The sequence below is a fragment of the Bradyrhizobium sp. Leo78 genome (assembly GCF_059512425.1).
This window is the reverse complement of the sequence record NZ_JCAMOT010000015.1, coordinates 98,900-116,633: the sequence shown is the minus strand read 5'-3', so window position 1 is coordinate 116,633 and position 17,734 is coordinate 98,900. Positions and strand designations below refer to the sequence as shown.

General features: G+C 62.9%; 17 protein-coding genes. 5 read left to right on the top strand and 12 right to left on the bottom strand.

Annotated elements, in window-relative coordinates; genetic code table 11:
• Positions 1 to 56: 56 nt before the first annotated feature.
• From AC5ZG1_RS20320 to AC5ZG1_RS20300, 5 genes are all read right to left on the bottom strand, one after another.
• Positions 57 to 881, bottom strand: coding sequence for a formate/nitrite transporter family protein (locus AC5ZG1_RS20320; RefSeq protein ID WP_130228170.1), 825 nt, complete (start codon positions 879 to 881; stop codon positions 57 to 59).
• Positions 882 to 1,326: 445 nt separating this feature from the next.
• Positions 1,327 to 2,124 carry an ABC transporter substrate-binding protein gene (locus AC5ZG1_RS20315; RefSeq protein WP_496133873.1) on the bottom strand — a complete coding sequence of 266 codons (798 nt, stop codon included), beginning with the start codon at positions 2,122 to 2,124 and terminating at the stop codon, positions 1,327 to 1,329.
• A 105-nt stretch (positions 2,125 to 2,229) separates the two neighbouring features.
• On the bottom strand, positions 2,230 to 2,655 hold the full coding sequence (locus tag AC5ZG1_RS20310) for a DUF4399 domain-containing protein (RefSeq protein WP_130228171.1): 426 nt from the start codon (positions 2,653 to 2,655) through the stop codon (positions 2,230 to 2,232).
• A gap of 25 nt (positions 2,656 to 2,680) precedes the next feature.
• Complete coding sequence (locus tag AC5ZG1_RS20305) at positions 2,681 to 4,243, bottom strand: SUMF1/EgtB/PvdO family nonheme iron enzyme (protein WP_496133872.1); 1,563 nt, start codon at positions 4,241 to 4,243, stop codon at positions 2,681 to 2,683.
• Positions 4,244 to 4,442: 199 nt separating this feature from the next.
• Positions 4,443 to 5,621, bottom strand: coding sequence for an MFS transporter (locus tag AC5ZG1_RS20300; protein WP_496133871.1), 1,179 nt, complete (start codon positions 5,619 to 5,621; stop codon positions 4,443 to 4,445).
• A gap of 122 nt (positions 5,622 to 5,743) precedes the next feature.
• On the opposite strand from AC5ZG1_RS20300, the gene AC5ZG1_RS20295 reads away from it, so the two are divergent.
• A complete protein-coding gene (locus AC5ZG1_RS20295; RefSeq protein WP_456644752.1) occupies positions 5,744 to 6,544 on the top strand; it encodes an AraC family transcriptional regulator in 801 nt (266 codons plus the stop codon).
• A 106-nt stretch (positions 6,545 to 6,650) separates the two neighbouring features.
• Positions 6,651 to 8,003: a malonyl-CoA decarboxylase gene (locus AC5ZG1_RS20290; RefSeq protein ID WP_496133870.1), complete on the top strand. Its 1,353-nt coding sequence runs from the start codon at positions 6,651 to 6,653 to the stop codon at positions 8,001 to 8,003.
• A 1,066-nt stretch (positions 8,004 to 9,069) separates the two neighbouring features.
• Here AC5ZG1_RS20290 and AC5ZG1_RS20285 read toward each other — a convergent pair.
• From AC5ZG1_RS20285 to AC5ZG1_RS20255, 7 genes are all read right to left on the bottom strand, one after another.
• On the bottom strand, positions 9,070 to 10,239 hold the full coding sequence (locus tag AC5ZG1_RS20285) for a mandelate racemase/muconate lactonizing enzyme family protein (protein ID WP_496133869.1): 1,170 nt from the start codon (positions 10,237 to 10,239) through the stop codon (positions 9,070 to 9,072).
• Between the two features lie 134 nt (positions 10,240 to 10,373).
• Positions 10,374 to 10,643: a DUF3297 family protein gene (locus tag AC5ZG1_RS20280; RefSeq protein WP_028166086.1), complete on the bottom strand. Its 270-nt coding sequence runs from the start codon at positions 10,641 to 10,643 to the stop codon at positions 10,374 to 10,376.
• Entirely contained in the window at positions 10,640 to 11,116 is a 477-nt protein-coding gene (locus tag AC5ZG1_RS20275; RefSeq protein WP_456644751.1) for a glutathione peroxidase, read from the bottom strand. Before AC5ZG1_RS20275 ends, AC5ZG1_RS20280 begins: the two co-directional genes overlap by 4 nt.
• Before the next feature lie 202 nt (positions 11,117 to 11,318).
• Positions 11,319 to 12,710, bottom strand: coding sequence for an amidase family protein (locus tag AC5ZG1_RS20270; protein ID WP_456642027.1), 1,392 nt, complete (start codon positions 12,708 to 12,710; stop codon positions 11,319 to 11,321).
• 244 nt (positions 12,711 to 12,954) lie between these two features.
• Positions 12,955 to 13,524: a c-type cytochrome gene (locus AC5ZG1_RS20265; protein ID WP_456642028.1), complete on the bottom strand. Its 570-nt coding sequence runs from the start codon at positions 13,522 to 13,524 to the stop codon at positions 12,955 to 12,957.
• Positions 13,525 to 13,669: 145 nt separating this feature from the next.
• Positions 13,670 to 14,956, bottom strand: a complete 1,287-nt coding sequence (locus AC5ZG1_RS20260) for a PQQ-dependent sugar dehydrogenase (protein ID WP_456642029.1) — start codon at positions 14,954 to 14,956, stop codon at positions 13,670 to 13,672.
• A gap of 175 nt (positions 14,957 to 15,131) precedes the next feature.
• A complete protein-coding gene (locus AC5ZG1_RS20255; protein WP_028166081.1) occupies positions 15,132 to 15,392 on the bottom strand; it encodes a DUF6894 family protein in 261 nt (86 codons plus the stop codon).
• A 380-nt stretch (positions 15,393 to 15,772) separates the two neighbouring features.
• Here AC5ZG1_RS20255 and pqqA point away from each other — a divergent pair, with 380 nt between their 5' ends.
• The 3 genes from pqqA (at position 15,773) to pqqC (ending at position 17,722) form a co-directional block, all read left to right on the top strand.
• Entirely contained in the window at positions 15,773 to 15,853 is an 81-nt protein-coding gene (gene pqqA, locus AC5ZG1_RS20250) for a pyrroloquinoline quinone precursor peptide PqqA (protein ID WP_035635412.1), read from the top strand.
• Positions 15,854 to 16,001: 148 nt separating this feature from the next.
• The gene (gene pqqB / locus AC5ZG1_RS20245) at positions 16,002 to 16,931 is read left to right on the top strand and encodes a pyrroloquinoline quinone biosynthesis protein PqqB (protein WP_496133868.1); all 930 of its coding nucleotides are present in this window, start codon (positions 16,002 to 16,004) and stop codon (positions 16,929 to 16,931) included.
• A 35-nt stretch (positions 16,932 to 16,966) separates the two neighbouring features.
• Positions 16,967 to 17,722 (top strand): pyrroloquinoline-quinone synthase PqqC, encoded by a 756-nt coding sequence (pqqC, locus tag AC5ZG1_RS20240; RefSeq protein WP_028166079.1) that lies wholly within the window; start codon positions 16,967 to 16,969, stop codon positions 17,720 to 17,722.
• Positions 17,723 to 17,734 lie beyond the last annotated feature (12 nt).

Genomic DNA, 17,734 nt, shown 5'->3' with positions numbered 1-17,734 from the left:
GAGGTGAAGAGGCAATGGGTCTCTCCGCAAAGGAGAGACCCATATGCGCGATCAGATCAAGCCGCGAGGCGCTGGCGCTCGCGCTTCGGCGCTGTCTTCACATGGGTGGCGTAGAGCGTCAGCCCGGTGAAGGCGAGACCGCCGACGAGGTTGCCGAGCACGGTCGGAATCTCATTCCAGATCAGATAATCCATGATCGTGAACTTGCCGCCGAGCAGCAGCCCCGAAGGGAACAGGAACATGTTCACGACCGAATGCTCGAAGGTCATGAAGAAGAACAGCATGATCGGCATCCACATCGCGATCACTTTGCCGCTGACGGTGGTCGAGATCATTGCGCCGACGACGCCGGCAGAGACCATCCAGTTGCAGAGCATGCCGCGGACGAACAGCGTCAGCATGCCCGCCGCGCCGTGCGCGGCATAACCGACCGTGCGGCTTTCGCCGATGGTGCCGATGATCTGACCGACCTTGTCGGGCGGCGAAGAGAAGCCGAAGGTCGAGACGATCGCCATCATCACAGCCACGGTGAAGGCGCCGGCAAAATTCCCGATGAACACCAAGCCCCAGTTGCGCAGCACGCCGCCGAGCGTCACGCCCGGCCGCCTGTCGATCCAGGCCAGCGGCGACAGCACGAACACGCCGGTCAGAAGATCGAAGCCGAACAGATAGAGCATGCAGAAACCGACCGGAAACAGCGCCGCGCCGACGATCGGCACACCGGTCGATACGTTGACGCTCACCGCAAAGGCCGCGGCGAGCGCCAGGATCGCGCCTGCCATATAAGCACGGATCACCGTGTCGCGCGTCGACATGAAGATCTTCGACTCACCCGCGTCCACCATCTTGGTGACAAATTCCGAAGGCACGAGATAGGCCATTCCAGTTCCCCTTGTTCGCAAAACCAACAACACCGCGGCTCGGCCGCAGCGCGGATATGAAGGATGAGTGGCCGTCCTGGACGCGCGCCGGATCTACGGCGCGACAGGAATGAGACAATTCCTGCTGCGACGCTGCGGTTGGCGGAGCCCAGTTGGAACAGGGATATGGGGTGGCGTCTTTAACGACTGCTCGGCGCGTGCGAATAAGGTCGCTTTGATCCCTGCACCTTCAGCCAACGCTGGCCTAGGCAATCCGAAGGACGGCAGTCGTCATTGACTGGTACATCCAAAAGCAATCGATGTGCCAACAGCGGTGCTCGCCGATCGGTGGAGAACGGCCGGGAATTGCAGGGCTTTAGGCAGTTGTCGCTGCGCCGCCCTGGTGAAGCCGTGCCGCTGATTTGGGCACGCTGCCTATACGGCACGCACACTGAGGACTGGGCGCCTATTTGGCCTGCGTCCGGATCGGCGCGTCCTTCAGCCCGTTATTGTCATAGGCTTTGCGGAGCGTGCCGTTGGCAGTCGCTTCCGTCATGAACTTGGTCGCAAAAGTCGCCGACAGCGGATGATTCAGCGGGACCGCGACCGCAGTCACCGTCTGCTTGAAGGTTTCGTCCAGCACCCGGGTGCCCGGAATCTTCTTCGCCATCGCATTGAGCTGGTCGCGCGAGAGTGCGAACGCGTCGACCTCGCCGCTCTTCAGGAGATTGAAGATCTCGTCATAGGTCTGATAGCCCGTCACCTTGGCGTTCTTCAGGTGCGCGATCGCACCCCGCATGGTGGTGGTGTTGTTGACGGCGGCGACCTTGACGCCCGGCTGGTCGAGGCTGGCGAAATTCGTCACCGCCGAGCCCGGCCTGACGATGTAGGTGGCGTCCGCGACCTCATAAATCGGGCCGAACATCATCTTGGTTTCGCGCTCTGGATCCTTGGGCAGGAAGGTGACGTCCCAGGTGCCCTTCGATGCCGCATCGGTGATCTGTCCAGAATTCTGGTGCACGACATATTCAACGGGTACGCCGAGCTGCGTGGCCATTGCCTTGCCGAGATCGACCGGCACGCCGGCATAGCCGGTTTCGGCCTTGGTGCACCAGAACGCACCGCCCGCCGGACTGATCGCAATCGCGACGCGGAGCTTGCCGGTCGGCGCGATCTCGTCCTTCAGCGCGTCGGCACTGGCGGGTACGGCCATCATGGCAACCGCGACAACAAGGCCTGCGATAAGGGGCAATTGACTGGGCATCGGCTTCCTCCACGCCGAGGCTGTTGCCCGGCTGTTGCAGCAACAAACCGCATGATGGGGAAACAGGCAACCGCCAGTTTTCGGAAGCCGGCCGACACTACAAATTCATCTGACGCGGATCGTGATCTTCTCCGACACGACCGGCGGCTTAAACGGATAGTGCTTGGCGTCGCCGAGCACGAGCTGCAAGGTATGTTTGCCGGGGGGCAGCTCGATACGCGCCTCGGTCTGGCCGGCACCGAAATGCAGGTGGGACTTGTCCGATGGGATCGGCTCGTTCGGATTGAGCGGCTCGTTGACGTCGATCAGCAGATGGTGATGACCGGCGTTCGCATAGTCGTCGCCGGCATGGGTCACGCCCATGTTGCGCAGGCCGAAGCGGGCCCAGAATGCGCCCTTGATGGTCGCGCCATTCTGCGGCCAGACAAAATACAGGACCGCATCCTTCGGTGCAGGTTTATCCTGCGCGTGCGCAACGTTCGTAAGCGACGACAGGACCGCAGAAATCAGAAGTGTACGCGCAACTCTCATTGCCCCCCTCCCCGATCCAAATACTTTAAGGCGACAGCGCGACCCGGAAGCCATGGGTCGGATATCGAACGTTGGTGTCGTAGTTATCCCGATTGGCCGGTCGCACATAACGCGTGTCATTCTTCCAGGAGCCGGAGCGGAGCACATGGGATGTGCAGTCTCCGCCAAGCCAGGGAGAACCATCAGCCGGGGCACCCTGATAATTCTTGTGCCAGCAATCCTCGACCCACTGGTCGACCCCGCCGCCCATGTCATGCAGGCCGAACGGATTGGACTTGAAGTTACCGACCTTGGTCGGCTGCTCGGCGGCGGTGCTGTCGCCGCAATCCTTGCAACTGGCCATGCCCGGCTGCATCTGCTCGCCCCACCAATATCTGGTCTGCGTTCCGCCGCGGGCGGCAAACTCCCATTCGGCTTCGCTCGGAAGCCGATAGGCCTTCTTCGTGACGTCCGCGAGCCAGGTGACGTATTGCTTGGCATCGCTCCAGCTCACATTCGTGACCGGCGCCTCGTCCTTTCCGGTCGCCGTGAAGCCGCACACCTTGGCGGCGGCGCACGCGTTCCATTCGCGGACCGTGACCGGATATTTGGCGATGGCGAATGGCTTGACCGTCACCCTTCGGATCGGCCGCTCCGACGCGTCGTCATTGCTGCCCATCGAGAAGCTGCCGCCCTGAAGCGCGACCATCTCGGGCTCCCGCACGGACGGCGTGGGCGGCGTCGGGGGCGCGACCGCCGTCACGGCCGGGCTAGCGGAGGGCTGCGGCGGCTGCGGTTGCGCCGTGGGACTGGCAGCGGGAGCTGCCGCCTGTTTCGTGGCGGGCGCCGGCTCGGCCGCCTTCGGCGATGCCGCGGGCGACGGTGATGCCGCTGGCGCCGGGGTTCGCACCGCCAGCTTTTCGCTCCGCGGTATCAGCAAGGACCAGAGGATGCCGCCGGCGATGATCGCGAGCGTGATGCTGAGCAGAAAGATCAGGACGTTCTCGCGCCGCCGGCGCGTCCGCTGGAAGGCCGCGGCATCCGGCAGCACGCGATAGACCCGCACCGGGTCGGTGATGTTCTTGACTTTGCGGTCGCCGAGCGACTCGTAACCGCACACCAGCTTGTGCTTGATCTGCTCGTAGATGCCGCCGGAAATGAAGACCTGCCCCGGCTCGGCGATCCCTTCAAGGCGCGAGGCAACGTTGACGCCGTCGCCATAGATGTCGTCGGGCTCGATGATGACGTCGCCGAGATTGACGCCGATCCGGTACTCGATCCAGTAGTCCCTCGGTACCGCCGCGTTGCGGCCGACCAGGTTCTGCTGGATCACGATGCTGCACCTGACGGCTTCGACCGGACTGTCGAACATCGCAATGAAGCCGTCGCCGGTCGTCTTCACCAGCTTGCCGTGATGCTCGACGATGGTCGGCTCGATCAGGTCGCGCTCGATCCGCTTGACGCGGTTGTGCGTGCCCTCCTCATCGAGCTGCATCAGACGGCTGTAGCCGGCGATGTCGCCTGCGACGATCGCGGCAAGGCGCCGCGGCGTCGGATCACCCGGCGGCCGCTCGTGCCTGCCCGACTTGAAGTCGCGAATCTCACCCATGGATCGGTTGGGCTCCAAAAACCGCAAATACAGCGTTGAGGCGCAATTAGCCTCAGCCCCCGAAACCTAAAGGTCTACCCATAAAGAGCCTATCACACTCCTTACCCCGAACAAGTTTGCCAGATATTGTGCAACGCATGAAGTGATGCAGTTCACATAACGATCAACCTTGCGTGTCCGCGACGAAATATCCCCGGCCTCAGTTCGCCTGCGGCGCCGGCGTCCTGATCTCATTGGGCAGGATAATAGCCGCTGCGATCGCCAATAGACAGAGCGCGGCGAACGCGCGCAACATGGTGACGAACCCGCCCTGCTCATAAAGCCAGGCGACCAGTCCGACCGAGGCGCCGGCCGCGGTAAAGCCGACGAAATAGCGCACCGCATAGGCGCGCGACCGCCATTCCTCGCTGGTGTATTTGCCGACCATGGCATCGTTGACCGTGACCTGGCCGAACGCGCCCATCACGATGCCGATCGACACCAGGATCAGCGGCAGGTCCGACAGCGTCGCTGCCAGATAGAGGAACGGCGCCAGCATGAAGGACAGCGGCAGCGCCACCGTCTTGAGCGAATGGTGGTCGAGCAATTTGCCGATCGTGTACTGCGTCATCGCGCCGAACACATAGACGCAGGCTGCGATCACGCCGAGCAGCGCCGGGCTCCTGGTCAGGTCGGCGAGCCGTTCGGCGAACAGTTTCGGCAGCGCCACCGTCACCGCGTTGAAGGTGGTGGAGATCGCGATCACCACGATCAGGAGCGACAGGATCACGCGCCACATCTCCTTCTTCGCGACGCGCGCCTGGGCTGCGGCCTGCTTGCTGCCCTTGCGATCCTCATGCACCACGGTCAGCGCGAAGGCGATGCCGAGCAGCACGGTGACGATGCCGGGAATGATGAAGGCAAAGCGCCAACCGAGATACTGGCCGATCACGCCGGTGACCAGCGCCGAGGAGGCGACGCCGAGATTACCCCAGACCCCGTTCAGCCCCATCTCGCGGCCGAGCTTGTCGGCATAGGACACGATCATGGCAGTGCCGACCGGATGGTAGATCGAGGCGAACACGCCGATCGCCAGCAGCGCCGCACCAAGCTGCAGCGGGGTCTGCACGAAGCCGACCGAAATCATGGACAGCCCGATGCCGATGAAGAAGATCACCATCATATGGCGGCGGCTCCAGCGGTCGCCGAGCCAGCCTGTCAGCAGCGAGCCGGCGCCGAAGGCGATGAAGCCCGGGGTGGCGTATGGCAGCAATTCCGAATAGGCCATGCCGAGCGCCGGCCCCATCACGATGACGGCGGCGGCGAAGATCAGCATCGAATAATGGTCAATGAAATGGGCGGCGTTGACGTAGGTGATCACCCGGCTGGGGCTGTTCATGCGTTGATCCTGTTTCGATCCCTTTAGAAGTCCTCTTGAGATGTCCCCTTAGATGTCCCTTTGGGGAATCCTCTTGCTTCCGGAACTAGGTTATAGGGAGTTGTCCTGACGGGATGTCGCCAATGACTGTCGCCGAAACGCCAATTGCCGCGATCTTGCGGGGCCAACGCGCCACCGGCGACGGCGTGCATCTGGTCGCGCGTCACTACCGGCGCGGCGTGCGGCTCGACACCCACATCCACCGCGAGTCGCAACTGGTCTACGCCGCCGAAGGCACGATGCAGGTGACGACGCCGAAGGGCCGCTGGCTGGTGCCGCCGGACCGCGCGGTGTGGGTGCCGGCCTTGATGGAGCATTCGATCGACGTGCTCGCCGACATCCAGATGCGGACGCTGTATTTCGAATTGCCGTGGCTGAAGCGCAACGCGCGCGGCAACAGCCTCGGTGCCGAATTCGTCGTGCGGATATCGCCGCTCTTGCATCAGACCATCCTGGCGCTGTTCGACAGACGGGACGATCACGAGCGGACTGCGCTTCTGCTGCAACTGGTCATGCTGGAACTGGACCAGGCCGAGGATTCCGCGACCTTCATTCCGCTGCCGCAGGAACCGCGCTGCCGGCGCGCCGCCAGCATCGTCCTCGCCAATCCAACCGCCCAATATGAAATCGAGACGCTGGCACGCGAGGTCGGCACGTCGGCGCGAACCTTGTCGCGCCTGTTCTCGTCGGAGACGCAGCTCAGTTTCAAGAGCTGGTGCCAGCGCGCCCGCATCGCAGCCGCAATCGAACGGTTGTCGACAGAATCTAATGTGTCGATCAAGCAGATCGCCTCCGACCTCGGTTATGCCAGCGTTCCGGCGTTCTCCCATGCGTTCCGCCAGGTGACCGGCAAGACGCCGACGGAGTTTGCGGGCAAGGAATGAACGCGAGACTTCATTGGCAAGTCATGACAAAATGGTGTTCTTGAGTATAGTCGGCAGGAACCTAAATCCTATGTAAGGTTCGGTGTAATCGGATTCGATCCCTCCCATGGCCAATGCCTTTTTCTCCGACCTGCTGGCAACGATTTCCGAGCGCGGCCGCACGCTGCTCCGGCGAGGCAATTCGTTGGAAACGAAGCAGGACGCCTCCGAGCTTCTTGAATTGTGCGAGGCGCTGCTCTCGGGCCGTGGCGAAGCCTCCGGCACTGCGATGGCGCGCGAGGTGCTCGACCGCTATCACCATCTCGACGCCGCGGGGCGGCTGGCGTTTTTCCAGACGCTCTCCCGGGATTTCGGGCCTGACCGCGCCAAGCTGATGCAGGCGATCGAGGCCTGGCGCAAGGGTTCCGACGACGGTGAAGCCAGCGATTTGCATTTCGCCTCCGAGCCGCGCCGGCAGGAACTGATCCGCCGGCTCAACCGCGCGCCGGGCGGCACCAGCGAACTGGTGTCGATGCGCGCCGATCTGCTCAACTTGATGAAGGGCAACAAGGACCTGGAGTCGCTCGACCGCGACGTCACCCATCTGCTCTCTTCTTGGTTCAACAGGGGATTTCTCGTGCTGCGCAGGATAGACTGGTCGACACCGGCCAATATTCTGGAGAAGATCATTCGCTACGAGGCGGTGCATGAGATCCGCGACTGGAACGACTTGCGCCGCCGCATCGATCCCATCGATCGCCGTTGCTACGCGTTCTTCCATCCGGCGCTGAACGACGAACCGCTGATCTTCGTCGAGGTCGCGCTGACCGAGACGATCCCCGGCGCGATCGCACCTCTGCTCGCCGAGCAGCGCGAGCCGGTGCCGATCGAGCGCGCCCGCACCGCCGTGTTCTATTCGATCTCGAACACCCAGCGCGGGCTCGGCGGCATCTCCTTCGGCAGTTTCCTGATCAAGCAGGTGGTCGAGGAATTGCGCCGCGAATTGCTGAAGCTCGACACCTTCGTGACGCTGTCGCCGGTGCCGGGCTTCGTGCAATGGCTGAGGCAGGCGAGCGACGCCCCGCTCTCCGACGAGGATCGGCTGCTGCTCGAAGGGCTCGGCAAGCCCGACTGGTTCGACATTGCCGAACTGGCCGCGCAGCTCCGGACCGTGCTGGAGCCGCTCGCCGCCTATTATTTCCTGAAAGCGCGAACGCCGAAGGGACGGCTGATCGATTCGGTGGCGCGCTTCCACCTCGGCAACGGCGCGCGGCTGGAGCGCATCAATTGGCTCGGCGACCTCTCGCCGAAAGGCTTGCGCGAATCCGCCGGCATCATGGTCAATTATCTCTATCGCCTCGACGATATCGAGAAGAACCACGAAGCCTACGCCAACAACGGCGAGGTGATCGCTTCCAGCGCCGTGAAGAAGCTGCTCAAGGGCGAAGGCCGCCGGCTGCTCGAGATGCGGCTGTCGTGACGGGCGAAGCATTAGCGTGAGCGCCATCACTGTGTGGGGTGGGCAATCGGCACGCTCTCTCCACGTCATTGCGAGCGCAGCGAAGCAATCCATGTCTCCACAAGCGGCGCGATGGATTGCTTCGCTGCGCTCGCAATGACGGGCGGAGAATTCTGATTCAATTGTCAAACAGCTCTCTGCTGTCATCGTCCGGCTTGACCGGACGATCCAGTATTCCAGAGACAGCAGAGCTTGAGCCGAGAGGCCGCCGGATACTGGATGCCGCTTTCGCGGGCATGACGATGGAGTGCGAGGAAACAGCAGTTCGCATTCTCGCGGCGCATTGCGCCCGAGCTTTGCATCTCGTTCCACCCTCTCATTGAACAGAGGGCGCAGGGAAAGCCGGGTGCTGGTTGCACCCGTGGGTCCCGTGCAACAAAAAGCACGGGGGTAGGACCACAGGTTCAACCGAAGCATTCCGGCTTTCCCTGCGCGATGGTGTTACGGCTTACTTCGTGCTCTTCCCGGTGACCGGGCTTTCTTGCCACCGTCACCCGCGGCAGCTCTTGCTGCTCGCGAGCTTAGCGCCAGCGTCGGGGCGCCAGAACCACACGACTTCGCCGTCCACGGATAGCTGCGCTCGTCGTTCACAGCACCCGCGTCCACCGCATCTCACCGCAACGTTCGTGACGATCGCGAGCCGCCCCTCATTCGGGTGAGACGCGCGGAGTTAAATCACTGATTTGCCCGACGACGGAAGCGGAATGTTTTTTGCGCGAGGGCTGGACAGAGCAAATCACGTTGATCGGCTTAAGGAAAATCGCGCGAATGATACGACGCCGTCATGCCCGGGCTTGACCCGGGCATCCACGTCCTTCCACGCGCCCGCGACAACGTGGATGGCCGGGTCAAGCCCGGCCATGACGGAGGAAAGGATTGCGCGATGCGTCCCCCCGTCATTCCGGGGCGATGCGAAGCATCGAGCCCGGAATCCATTTCACTGCTTGCGCATGCGGCCCAATGGATTCCGGGTTCGTCCTTCGGACGCCCCGGAATGACGGCGGAGATTCAATGGCGCGAGCGTGGCTTACTCCGCGAGCGCCTTCATCTCCTTGTAGAGATCGCTCTTGCCCTCGAATCCGATGCCGGGAAGATCGGGCATGGTGATGTGGCCATTCTCGACGCGCACGCCGTCGGGGAAGCCGCCATAGGGCTGGAACAGATCGGGGTAGCTCTCATTACCGCCGAGGCCGAGGCCGGCGGCAATGTTCAGCGACATCTGGTGGCCGCCATGCGGGATGCAGCGGCTTGGCGACCAGCCGTGGGTCTTCAGCACTTGCAGCGTGCGCTGATATTCGCAGAGGCCGTAGGACAGCGCGCAGTCGAACTGCAGCCAATCACGGTCCGGCCGCATGCTGCCATAGCGGACGAGATTGCGCGCATCCTGATGGCTGAACAGGTTCTCGCCGGTCGCCATCGGCGCGGGATAGAATTCCGCGAGCGCGGCCTGCAGCGCGAAGTCGAGGGGATCGCCCGCTTCCTCGTACCAGAACAGCGGGTAGTCCCGCAGCATTTTTGCATACGCGATCGCGGTCTCCAGATCGAAACGGCCGTTGGCATCGACCGCGAGCTGCGCGTCCTTGCCGATCTCCTTCAGCACGGCCTCGATCCGCTCGCTGTCTTCGGTTAAAGGCGCGCCGCCGATCTTCATCTTCACGACATTGTAGCCGCGGTCGAGATAGCCACGCATCTCCGCACGCAGCGCGGAGAGATCCTTGCCGGGATAATAGTAGCCGCCGGCGGCATAGACGAAGACGCGCGGATTGGCCTTGAGGCCATCCCGCTCGGCGAGCAGGCGGAACAGCGGCTTGTTCGCGATCTTCGCAACCGCATCCCACACCGCCATGTCGATGGTGCCGACCGCCACCGAGCGCTCGCCGTGGCCGCCGGGCTTCTCGTTCGACATCATGGTCGACCAGACCTTGTCCGGATCGAGATTGTCGCCGCTCGCATCAAGCAGCGTCTTCGGATCGGCCTCGAGCAGCCGCGGCGCAAAGCGCTCGCGGATCAGGCCGCCCTGCCCGTAGCGGCCGTTCGAGTTGAAGCCATAACCAACCACGCGCTTGCCGTCGCGCACGACGTCGGTGACGACGGCAACCAGGCTCGTCGTCATCTTGCTGAAATCGATATAGGCGTTGCGGATCGGCGAGGCGATCGGCTTTGTCACTTCGCGAACGTCGATGATGCGGACGGACATGTGTGTTTGGCCTTTGGGTTTCTCGTCATGCCCGGGCTTGTCCCGGGCATCCACGTTTTTGCTCGCGGCGGAAAAGACGTGGATGGCCGGGACAAGCCCGGCCATGACGGAGTGAACTACTTGCGCTTCAGATGTTACGACTTCGGCTTATCGCGGAAATACGGCTCGACCGGGCCGTGGACCTTGATGGTCAGCGGATTTCCATAGCGGTCCTTGGCGTTGCCGGCGGTGACGCGCACCCAGCCTTCGCTGACGCAATACTCCTCGACATTGGTCTTTTCGACGCCCTTGAAGCGGATGCCGACGTCGCGCGCCAGGATATCCGCGTTGTAGTATGGGCTGTTCGGATCGACCGACAGGCGGTCCGGCAGCTCGTCGTGGGTGGTTTCGTTGTTCTCGCTCATAGCAGGGCCTCGATTGCAGTCTTCAGTCCTTCGGGCCGCGCGGTGGGCGCATGGCGCGCCACCACCCCGCCCGATCGGTCGACCAGGAATTTGGTGAAATTCCATTTGATCGACGGGCCGAGCAGGCCCGATTTCTCGTTCTTCAAGTAGTTGTACAACGGATGCGCATTCGCGCCATTCACCTCGATCTTGGCAAACATCGGGAACGTCACCGCGTAGTTGGTTTCGCAGAACTCCGCGATCTGTCTTTCATCGCCCGGTTCCTGCGCGCCGAACTGGTTACAGGGAAAGCCGAGCACGGAAAAGCCGCGCGGCGAGAGCCCCAGATAGAGCTCCTGCAGGCCCTTGTATTGCGGCGTGAAGCCGCACGCGCTGGCGGTGTTGACGATGAGCAGCACCTGCCCCTCGAACCGCTTCAGGGGCACTTCATCTCCGACCAGCGAGCGGGCCGTGAAATCGTAGACGCTTGGCATTGGCTTTACCTCGCCCCGCTTGCGGGCAGAGGTCGAAATTCAAGCAGCGCTTGAATTTCGGGTGAGGGGGAGCCTCCACGAGTACAACTGTCACCGTGATCGCGGAGAAAGCCCCTCACCCCGACCCTCTCCCCGTAAGAACGGGGAGAGGGAGAAGCGCCGTCGTCACTTCGACCTAAGATCGTCATGTTCGATTCTTCGCTCAGCCTGCAGGATCAATGACCGCGGACGGCGTGCCGCCGGCTTCGATTGCCTCGCCCGCGGCAAGGCAGAGATCTTCGCGATAGCGGCCAGAGACCAGTTGGACGCCGACGGGAATGCAGCCGACCAATCCTGTGCTCACAACCAGCCCCGGCAGGCCCATGAAGGGAATGGCGATCTGCGGCAGTTGCGCGTGCCAGACCCGGGCAAAGGAGGCATCGTCCTTGCAGTCGAGTTGATCGGGGAACGGCAATTCGCCGGAGACTGGCATCAGCAGCACCGCGTATTGCTCGAAGAACGCCAGCCATTCGCGCGTCAATGTCGCCCGGCGCGTCAGCGCCTTCGAAAGATCGAATGGATGCACCTTGGCGCGGTTGCCGCGCAGGCAGGCCAGCGCGCCGGGATCGCCCTCGCGCTCGGCAGCGGCGAGCTGCGCCTCATAGCCATCGCCGAGCCAGAGTTTTGTCTGAAGGTCGGCGGCTTCGCGCAGCGGCGGCGTTGCCGTGATCTCCTCGACGGTCCAGCCGGCACGCTCCAGCCGCTTGCCGGCGTCCGCCACCGCAGCCTTCACCTCGGCGACCGGATTGAGACCGTCGGGATCGAGGCACATCGCGACGCGCTTCGGCACGGAAGGTCCCTCCAGCGGCACCGGCATCCACCAGGGATCTCTGATATCACGGGCCGACATCGCCGCGAGCGCGATGCGCAGATCGCCAACGGTGCGCGCCAGCGGTCCCGAGACCGCGCTGATCTGCGGGCCGATCGGCCGCTCCGGCAGCGCCGCGTTAAAGGCGGGGATGCGACCCATGGTCGGCCGCAGGCCATGCACGCCGCAGGCATAGGCCGGATAGCGGATCGAGCCCGCGATATCGGTGCCATGCGCGATATGCCCGATGCCGGCCGCCACCGCCGACCCCGCGCCGCCGGACGAGCCGCCTGGCGTAAGGTTCGGATCGCGGGGGTTCTTGGTGTCGCCATGGATCAGGTTGGTGGTGAACCAGCGATAGGAGAAGGCCGGGCAGTTGGTGCGGCCGAGCAGGACGGCGCCCGCCTTGCGCAAATTCTCCACCACGGGATTGTCGGCCTTCGCGATCACGTCGCGCTGCAGCGTCAAGCCGTTGGTGGTGGCAAACCCTTCCTGGTCGACATTGACCTTGATCGTGACAGGGACGCCGCCGAGCGCGCCGACCTCCTCGCCGCGGCCGATCGCGGCATCGATGGCGTCCGCCTGCGCCAGCACGTCCGCAGGCCTGTGGTCGACCACGGCATTGAGCCTGGGATTGACCGCGTCCAGCCGCGCCAGGGCGGCAGTCGCCGCCTCCCTCGCCGAAACCTTTTTCGATTTGATCAGGCCGGCCAGATCCGCGGCCGACAGGCGCCAAAGTTCTTCCATTGCCGACTCCGTTGCGACGGGCGTGTTTTAGCGTCACCGTGCTGACGTGGCCAGCGCAAGGATGAGGGGGGTCTCCGCGAAAAACGGTGACGCCGTCATTCCGGGGCGCGCGGAGCGCGAGCCCGGAATCCATCGGGCCGCAGTTGCGAGCGGAGAAATGGATTCCGGGCTCGATGCTATCGCATCGCCCCGGAATGACGATCGCGGACGTAATCTCGGACCCCACTCACCCGAACAGCGCGTTTTAGCGGTAGTGGGCGATGTAGTAGGCCAGTTCGGCGATCTGTTCCTTCGTCACAGGCTGCATCACGTCGGCCATGGTGCCGTCATAGCCGTGGCGGGTGTTGTCCTTGTATTCGCTGAGCGTCTTATTGAGATAGTCCTCGCGCTGGTTGGCGATGCGCGGGACGTTATCATTGCCGGAGAAATCCGGCCTGTGGCAGTTGTTGCAGAGATATTGATGCGCGAGCGCCTGGCCGCGCGCCATGCGGGCGGAATCGCCGGCCTCGGCGGGCGATGCCGGCTTCGGCAGGGTGGCGATAAAGTCGGAAAAGGTGCGGAGGTCGTCGTCGGACAGATCCTTCGCCATCTCGTTCATGGTGTCGAACGCGCGCAGCTTCTCGCGGAACATGAAGAGCTGGATCAGCACGTAAGCCGCTTGCTGGGCGCCGAGCGAAGGCGTGTTCTCGGTCTCGGACGTGCCCCGCTCGCCGTGGCAGGCAAGACAGGGCGCGGCGCGCTCCTGAATGGTCTCAGCTCTGGCGGCGAAGGTGATGGATGCGAGGGCGAGCGCGGCGACTATTTTTTTGTACATCGATCTTTCCTGGCGCTCGTCATTGCGAGGAGCGACGCGACGAAGCAATCCACTTCGCCACTTGCGGAGGCATGGATTGCTTCCGCCTTCGCTCTTTGAGCTACGGCGGACAAGTCGCTTCGCTTGCAATGACGGAGAGTACGACCTACTGCCCCGCGACCTTCTGCTTGCCGTAGCTGATGCGGTAGACGGCGCCGTTCCAATCGTCGGAGACGAGCAGCGAACCGTCCTTCAACTGCATCACGTCGACGGGACGGCCGACATATTTGTTATCCTCGAGGAAGCCGGTGAGGAACGGCTCGACCGACTTCACCTTGCCGTCCTTGTCGAGCTTGACCACGACGACGTCGCCGCCCTCCTTCTTCGACTTGTTCCAGGAGCCGTGACGCGCGACGAAGATCGCGTTCTTGTAGGCTTTCGGGAACATGTTGCCGGTGTAGAAGCGCATGCCGAGCGAAGCGGTGTGCGGGCCCATCAGGCCGACCGGCGGGGTATAGTCGCTGCAGGATTTGCCCCAGCCGAGCTCCTGGTCGATGATGTTGCCCTGGTAGCAGAACGGCGCGCCGAAATCCTCGCCGGCCTTGGTCACGCGGTTGAGCTCATCCTCCGGCACCGTCTCGGACAGCCAGTCGCGGCCGTTGTCGGTGAAGTAGAGGTGCTTGGTCTCCGGATTCCAGTCGAAGCCGACCGTGTTGCGCACGCCGACCGCATAGACTTCCGCACCCGAGCCATCGAGATTGATGCGCCGGATCTGGCCATGCGCATCGTCGTGCAGCACGTTGTTGCCGGGCTGGCCGACCGGGACATAGAGCTTGTTGTCCGGGCCGATGGCGATGAACTTCCAGCCATGGGCCTCGTCCTTCGGCAGATTGTCATAGATCACCGTCGGCTTCGGCGGACTGTCGATGACATCGTCGATCTTCTCGATCTTGGAGATCTTCGAGAGCTCCGCGATGTAGAGCGTGCCGTCCTTGAAGGCGACGCCGTTCGGGCGATAGAGGCCGGAGGCGATCACCTTCACCTGGCGTTTGCCGTCCTTGTTGACGATGGCATAGACCTTGTCGACCAGGCGGCTGCCGACGAACACCGTGCCTTTGTCGCTCTGCGCCAGCGACCGCGCATTTGCCATGCCGGCGGCGTAGACCTCGACGTTGAAGCCGGCCGGCACCTTCAGCTTGGCAAGCGGCAATTTGTCGGGCGCGGCCGCCAGCGGCGGCGGCGCGACCGGGGCAAGCTTGGCGGCCGCCTCGTTCTCCGGACGCCCGATCAGGGGCGAGCCCGGGGGCAGCGGCTGCGCTGCAGCGGGTGCCGCGCCGGCGGCGGGCGGACTGGCGGGCTGCTGGGCATAGGCGGCAAGCGTGAATGCGCCGAAGAAAGCGCCGGCCAAGAAAAAGCCGCGAACAAGGCTGCGCGGCGTGGTCAGATTGTTCATCGCTGTGGTTCTCCCCAGATGCGAAAGCCTGTTGGTCCTCGCATGTGCAGCATCCTGCGCATGCCGGCGTGGCTTCCTGAGTGGCAGTTTCCGACATTCGTCCACGGATGCAATCCGGAACATGGTCGGAATCGAGGCGGGGGAGCGATCTAGCGCAGAACGACCGTGCAGACCTTCAATGTTTCGTGACCGAGCCCGTATCCGGCGGACCGATGATTGCCTCCGAGAATGGAAATTCGAGCACGATATCGCCCTCGTCGTCGGTCACCTCGATGACGGCATTCAACAGCGTGGCGTCGGCGCCTTCGGTCCGCAGCAGTTCCCGAATCATGGCGCGCGCCATCTCCCAGGCGCGATCGGGATCCCGCAGGATTTCGCCCTCGGGGTCGGAGATCAGCTCATCGCCGATACGGGTGTTGAAGAAATAGCGCGGCATCGGCGGCAGACACTCCGGTTGAGACCCCCTGCGATGGGACCTCCGTGAAACTCAGAATCGCCATTGATCGCAATGCGAACAACAACGAAACGTATGATTTGACTTGCGGCTCTCGCACAACTGCGTGAATTCCTAGAACATGATCCGGAAAAGTGGAAACCGGTCTTCCCTCGCGACAAACGCGAAGCGTTTGCGCGGAGATCATGATCAAACAAAGAGATGAGATCATGATCTGATTCCGTCTAATCTGGTCATGATCCAGTGCGATGCAGCATGACTGATGCAGCGCAGCACGTCAAAATTTAACTGGCGAACTTTTTCGCCCGCATTACTTTATCGCCCGGGACGAAATACGCCCGGATCATAAACAGGAGAACCTGATGGCCTGGAAAGCACCAAAGATCGTCGAAGTGTCCGTCGGCATGGAAATCAACATGTATATGTGCGCAACCCGCAAGTAAGCGGGCGCGACGACCTTAGCGTTAATACGTTGCTGGACTTGCGGGCGTCCGACCTTCCCAAAGGGAATGTGTGTTGACGCCCGGGTTCGCTTTGTTGTGTCCCTGGCTCGTTTGTTCCTACGTGTCAGGTTTTCGCAGGAGACGGATCATGCTTCGCGTCGTCGTCCTGGGCGCGGCGGCCGGCGGTGGTGTTCCGCAGTGGAACTGCGGCTGCCCGATTTGCACCACGGCAAGAAGCGAGGCGGCGGACCTGCAGGGCACCCAGGCTTCGATCGCGGTCAGCGCCGACGGCGCGCACTGGTTCCTGATCAACGCCTCGCCCGACCTGCGCCAGCAAGTGACCGCAACGCCGCAATTGCACCCAAAGCGCGGCGAGCTTCGCCATAGTCCGATCGCCGGCGTCATCCTCACCAATGGCGAGATCGACGCCATTGCGGGACTATTGTCGATGCGCGAAGGCTCGCCCTTTACCATCTACGCGCACCAGCGGGTGCTGGCGATCCTGAAGTCCAACAGCGTATTCGACGTGCTGAGCGAGAAGAACGTGAAGCGCCGGCCGATGGCCGTGGACCACGCATTCGAGCCAACCTTGCCCGACGGCTCGGCTTCCGGCCTCGAAGTGCTGCCGTTCGAGGTTCCCGGCAAGGGCGCGTGGTATCTCGAGGGCAAGGCACATCCGGCCGGCAATGACGGCGCAGGCGACACGTTGGGCCTGCGCATTGCGGAAAAGGCCAGCGGCAAATATTTCTACTTTCTCGCCGCCTGCGCGCGCGTGACCGATGATCTGAAATCTCGGCTTGCAGGAGCGCCGCTGGTGTTCTTCGATGGCACGGTGTGGCGCGACGACGAGCTGATCGCGGCGGGACTCGGCAACAAGACCGGTCAGGGGATGGGACATATTGCGATGTCAGGCAGTCACGGCGCGATCGAGAGCCTCGCGGGGCTTGCCATCGGCCGAAAACTGTTCCTGCATATCAACAACTCCAACCCGGCCCTGTTGAAGGACTCTCCCGAGCGGAAGATGGCCGAGCGGGCCGGCTGGCAGATCCCTGCCGATGGAACGGAGATAGAGCTTTGAATGCACCTTTACCCCAAGGACCTTCACTCCAAGCGATGACCGCCTATTCGATCGGCAAGGGCGTGTCGCTCGATAGCGCCGCGGAGCTGGAAGCCGTGCTGCGCCATATCGGCGCGACGCGCTATCACAACCTGCATCCATTCCACAAACTGTTGCACGGCGGCAAATTGAACAAGGGCCAGGTGCAGGCCTGGGCGCTGAACCGCTACTATTACCAGAGCACGATCCCGATCAAGGACGCGGTCGTGATCTCGCGCTTCCGCGACCGCATGACCCGCATCGAGTGGCGCCATCGCATCGAGGATCATGACGGTGATGTCGACAGCGAAGGCGGGATCGAGCGCTGGCTGAAGCTGACCGAAGGCCTCGGCCTCGACAGTGCCTATGTCGAATCGACCGAAGGCATCCTGCCGGCGACGCGCTTTGCGGTGGAAGCCTATGTGCATTTCTGCCGCGACCGCACGCCGCTGGAGGCGATCGCCTCCTCGCTGACGGAGTTGTTCGCGCCGAACCTGCACGAAGAGCGCATCTCGGGGATGCTGCAGCACTACAACTTCGTCAATCCTGATATCATGAGCTACTTCAAACGCCGCCTGCAGCAGGCGCCGCGCGATGCCGGCTTTGCACTCGACTATGTCAAGAAGCACGCCACGACACAGGCGGAGCGCGAGGCGGTCTGCAATGCGCTGATCTTCAAGACCAACGTGCTGTGGGTGCAGCTCGATGCGCTCTATCATGCCTATGTCGACGGCCACATCCCGCCCGGCGCTTTCGTGCCGACGGCGAGCTAGAGGAATTCTTCG

Bases quoted from the DNA above. Each gene is read 5' to 3' on its own strand.
- AC5ZG1_RS20300 (WP_496133871.1), bottom strand. From the start codon at position 5,621: ATGAACAGCCCCAGCCGGGTGATCACCTACGTCAACGCCGCCCATTTC.
- AC5ZG1_RS20305 (WP_496133872.1), bottom strand. From the start codon at position 4,243: ATGGGTGAGATTCGCGACTTCAAGTCGGGCAGGCACGAGCGGCCGCCG.
- AC5ZG1_RS20310 (WP_130228171.1), bottom strand. From the start codon at position 2,655: ATGAGAGTTGCGCGTACACTTCTGATTTCTGCGGTCCTGTCGTCGCTT.
- AC5ZG1_RS20275 (WP_456644751.1), bottom strand. From the start codon at position 11,116: ATGCCAAGCGTCTACGATTTCACGGCCCGCTCGCTGGTCGGAGATGAA.
- AC5ZG1_RS20315 (WP_496133873.1), bottom strand. From the start codon at position 2,124: ATGCCCAGTCAATTGCCCCTTATCGCAGGCCTTGTTGTCGCGGTTGCC.
- AC5ZG1_RS20270 (WP_456642027.1), bottom strand. From the start codon at position 12,710: ATGGAAGAACTTTGGCGCCTGTCGGCCGCGGATCTGGCCGGCCTGATC.
- AC5ZG1_RS20320 (WP_130228170.1), bottom strand. From the start codon at position 881: ATGGCCTATCTCGTGCCTTCGGAATTTGTCACCAAGATGGTGGACGCG.
- AC5ZG1_RS20255 (WP_028166081.1), bottom strand. From the start codon at position 15,392: ATGCCGCGCTATTTCTTCAACACCCGTATCGGCGATGAGCTGATCTCC.
- AC5ZG1_RS20285 (WP_496133869.1), bottom strand. From the start codon at position 10,239: ATGTCCGTCCGCATCATCGACGTTCGCGAAGTGACAAAGCCGATCGCC.
- AC5ZG1_RS20260 (WP_456642029.1), bottom strand. From the start codon at position 14,956: ATGAACAATCTGACCACGCCGCGCAGCCTTGTTCGCGGCTTTTTCTTG.
- AC5ZG1_RS20290 (WP_496133870.1), top strand. From the start codon at position 6,651: ATGGCCAATGCCTTTTTCTCCGACCTGCTGGCAACGATTTCCGAGCGC.
- pqqC (WP_028166079.1), top strand. From the start codon at position 16,967: ATGACCGCCTATTCGATCGGCAAGGGCGTGTCGCTCGATAGCGCCGCG.
- pqqA (WP_035635412.1), top strand. From the start codon at position 15,773: ATGGCCTGGAAAGCACCAAAGATCGTCGAAGTGTCCGTCGGCATGGAA.
- AC5ZG1_RS20280 (WP_028166086.1), bottom strand. From the start codon at position 10,643: ATGAGCGAGAACAACGAAACCACCCACGACGAGCTGCCGGACCGCCTG.
- pqqB (WP_496133868.1), top strand. From the start codon at position 16,002: ATGCTTCGCGTCGTCGTCCTGGGCGCGGCGGCCGGCGGTGGTGTTCCG.
- AC5ZG1_RS20265 (WP_456642028.1), bottom strand. From the start codon at position 13,524: ATGTACAAAAAAATAGTCGCCGCGCTCGCCCTCGCATCCATCACCTTC.
- AC5ZG1_RS20295 (WP_456644752.1), top strand. From the start codon at position 5,744: ATGACTGTCGCCGAAACGCCAATTGCCGCGATCTTGCGGGGCCAACGC.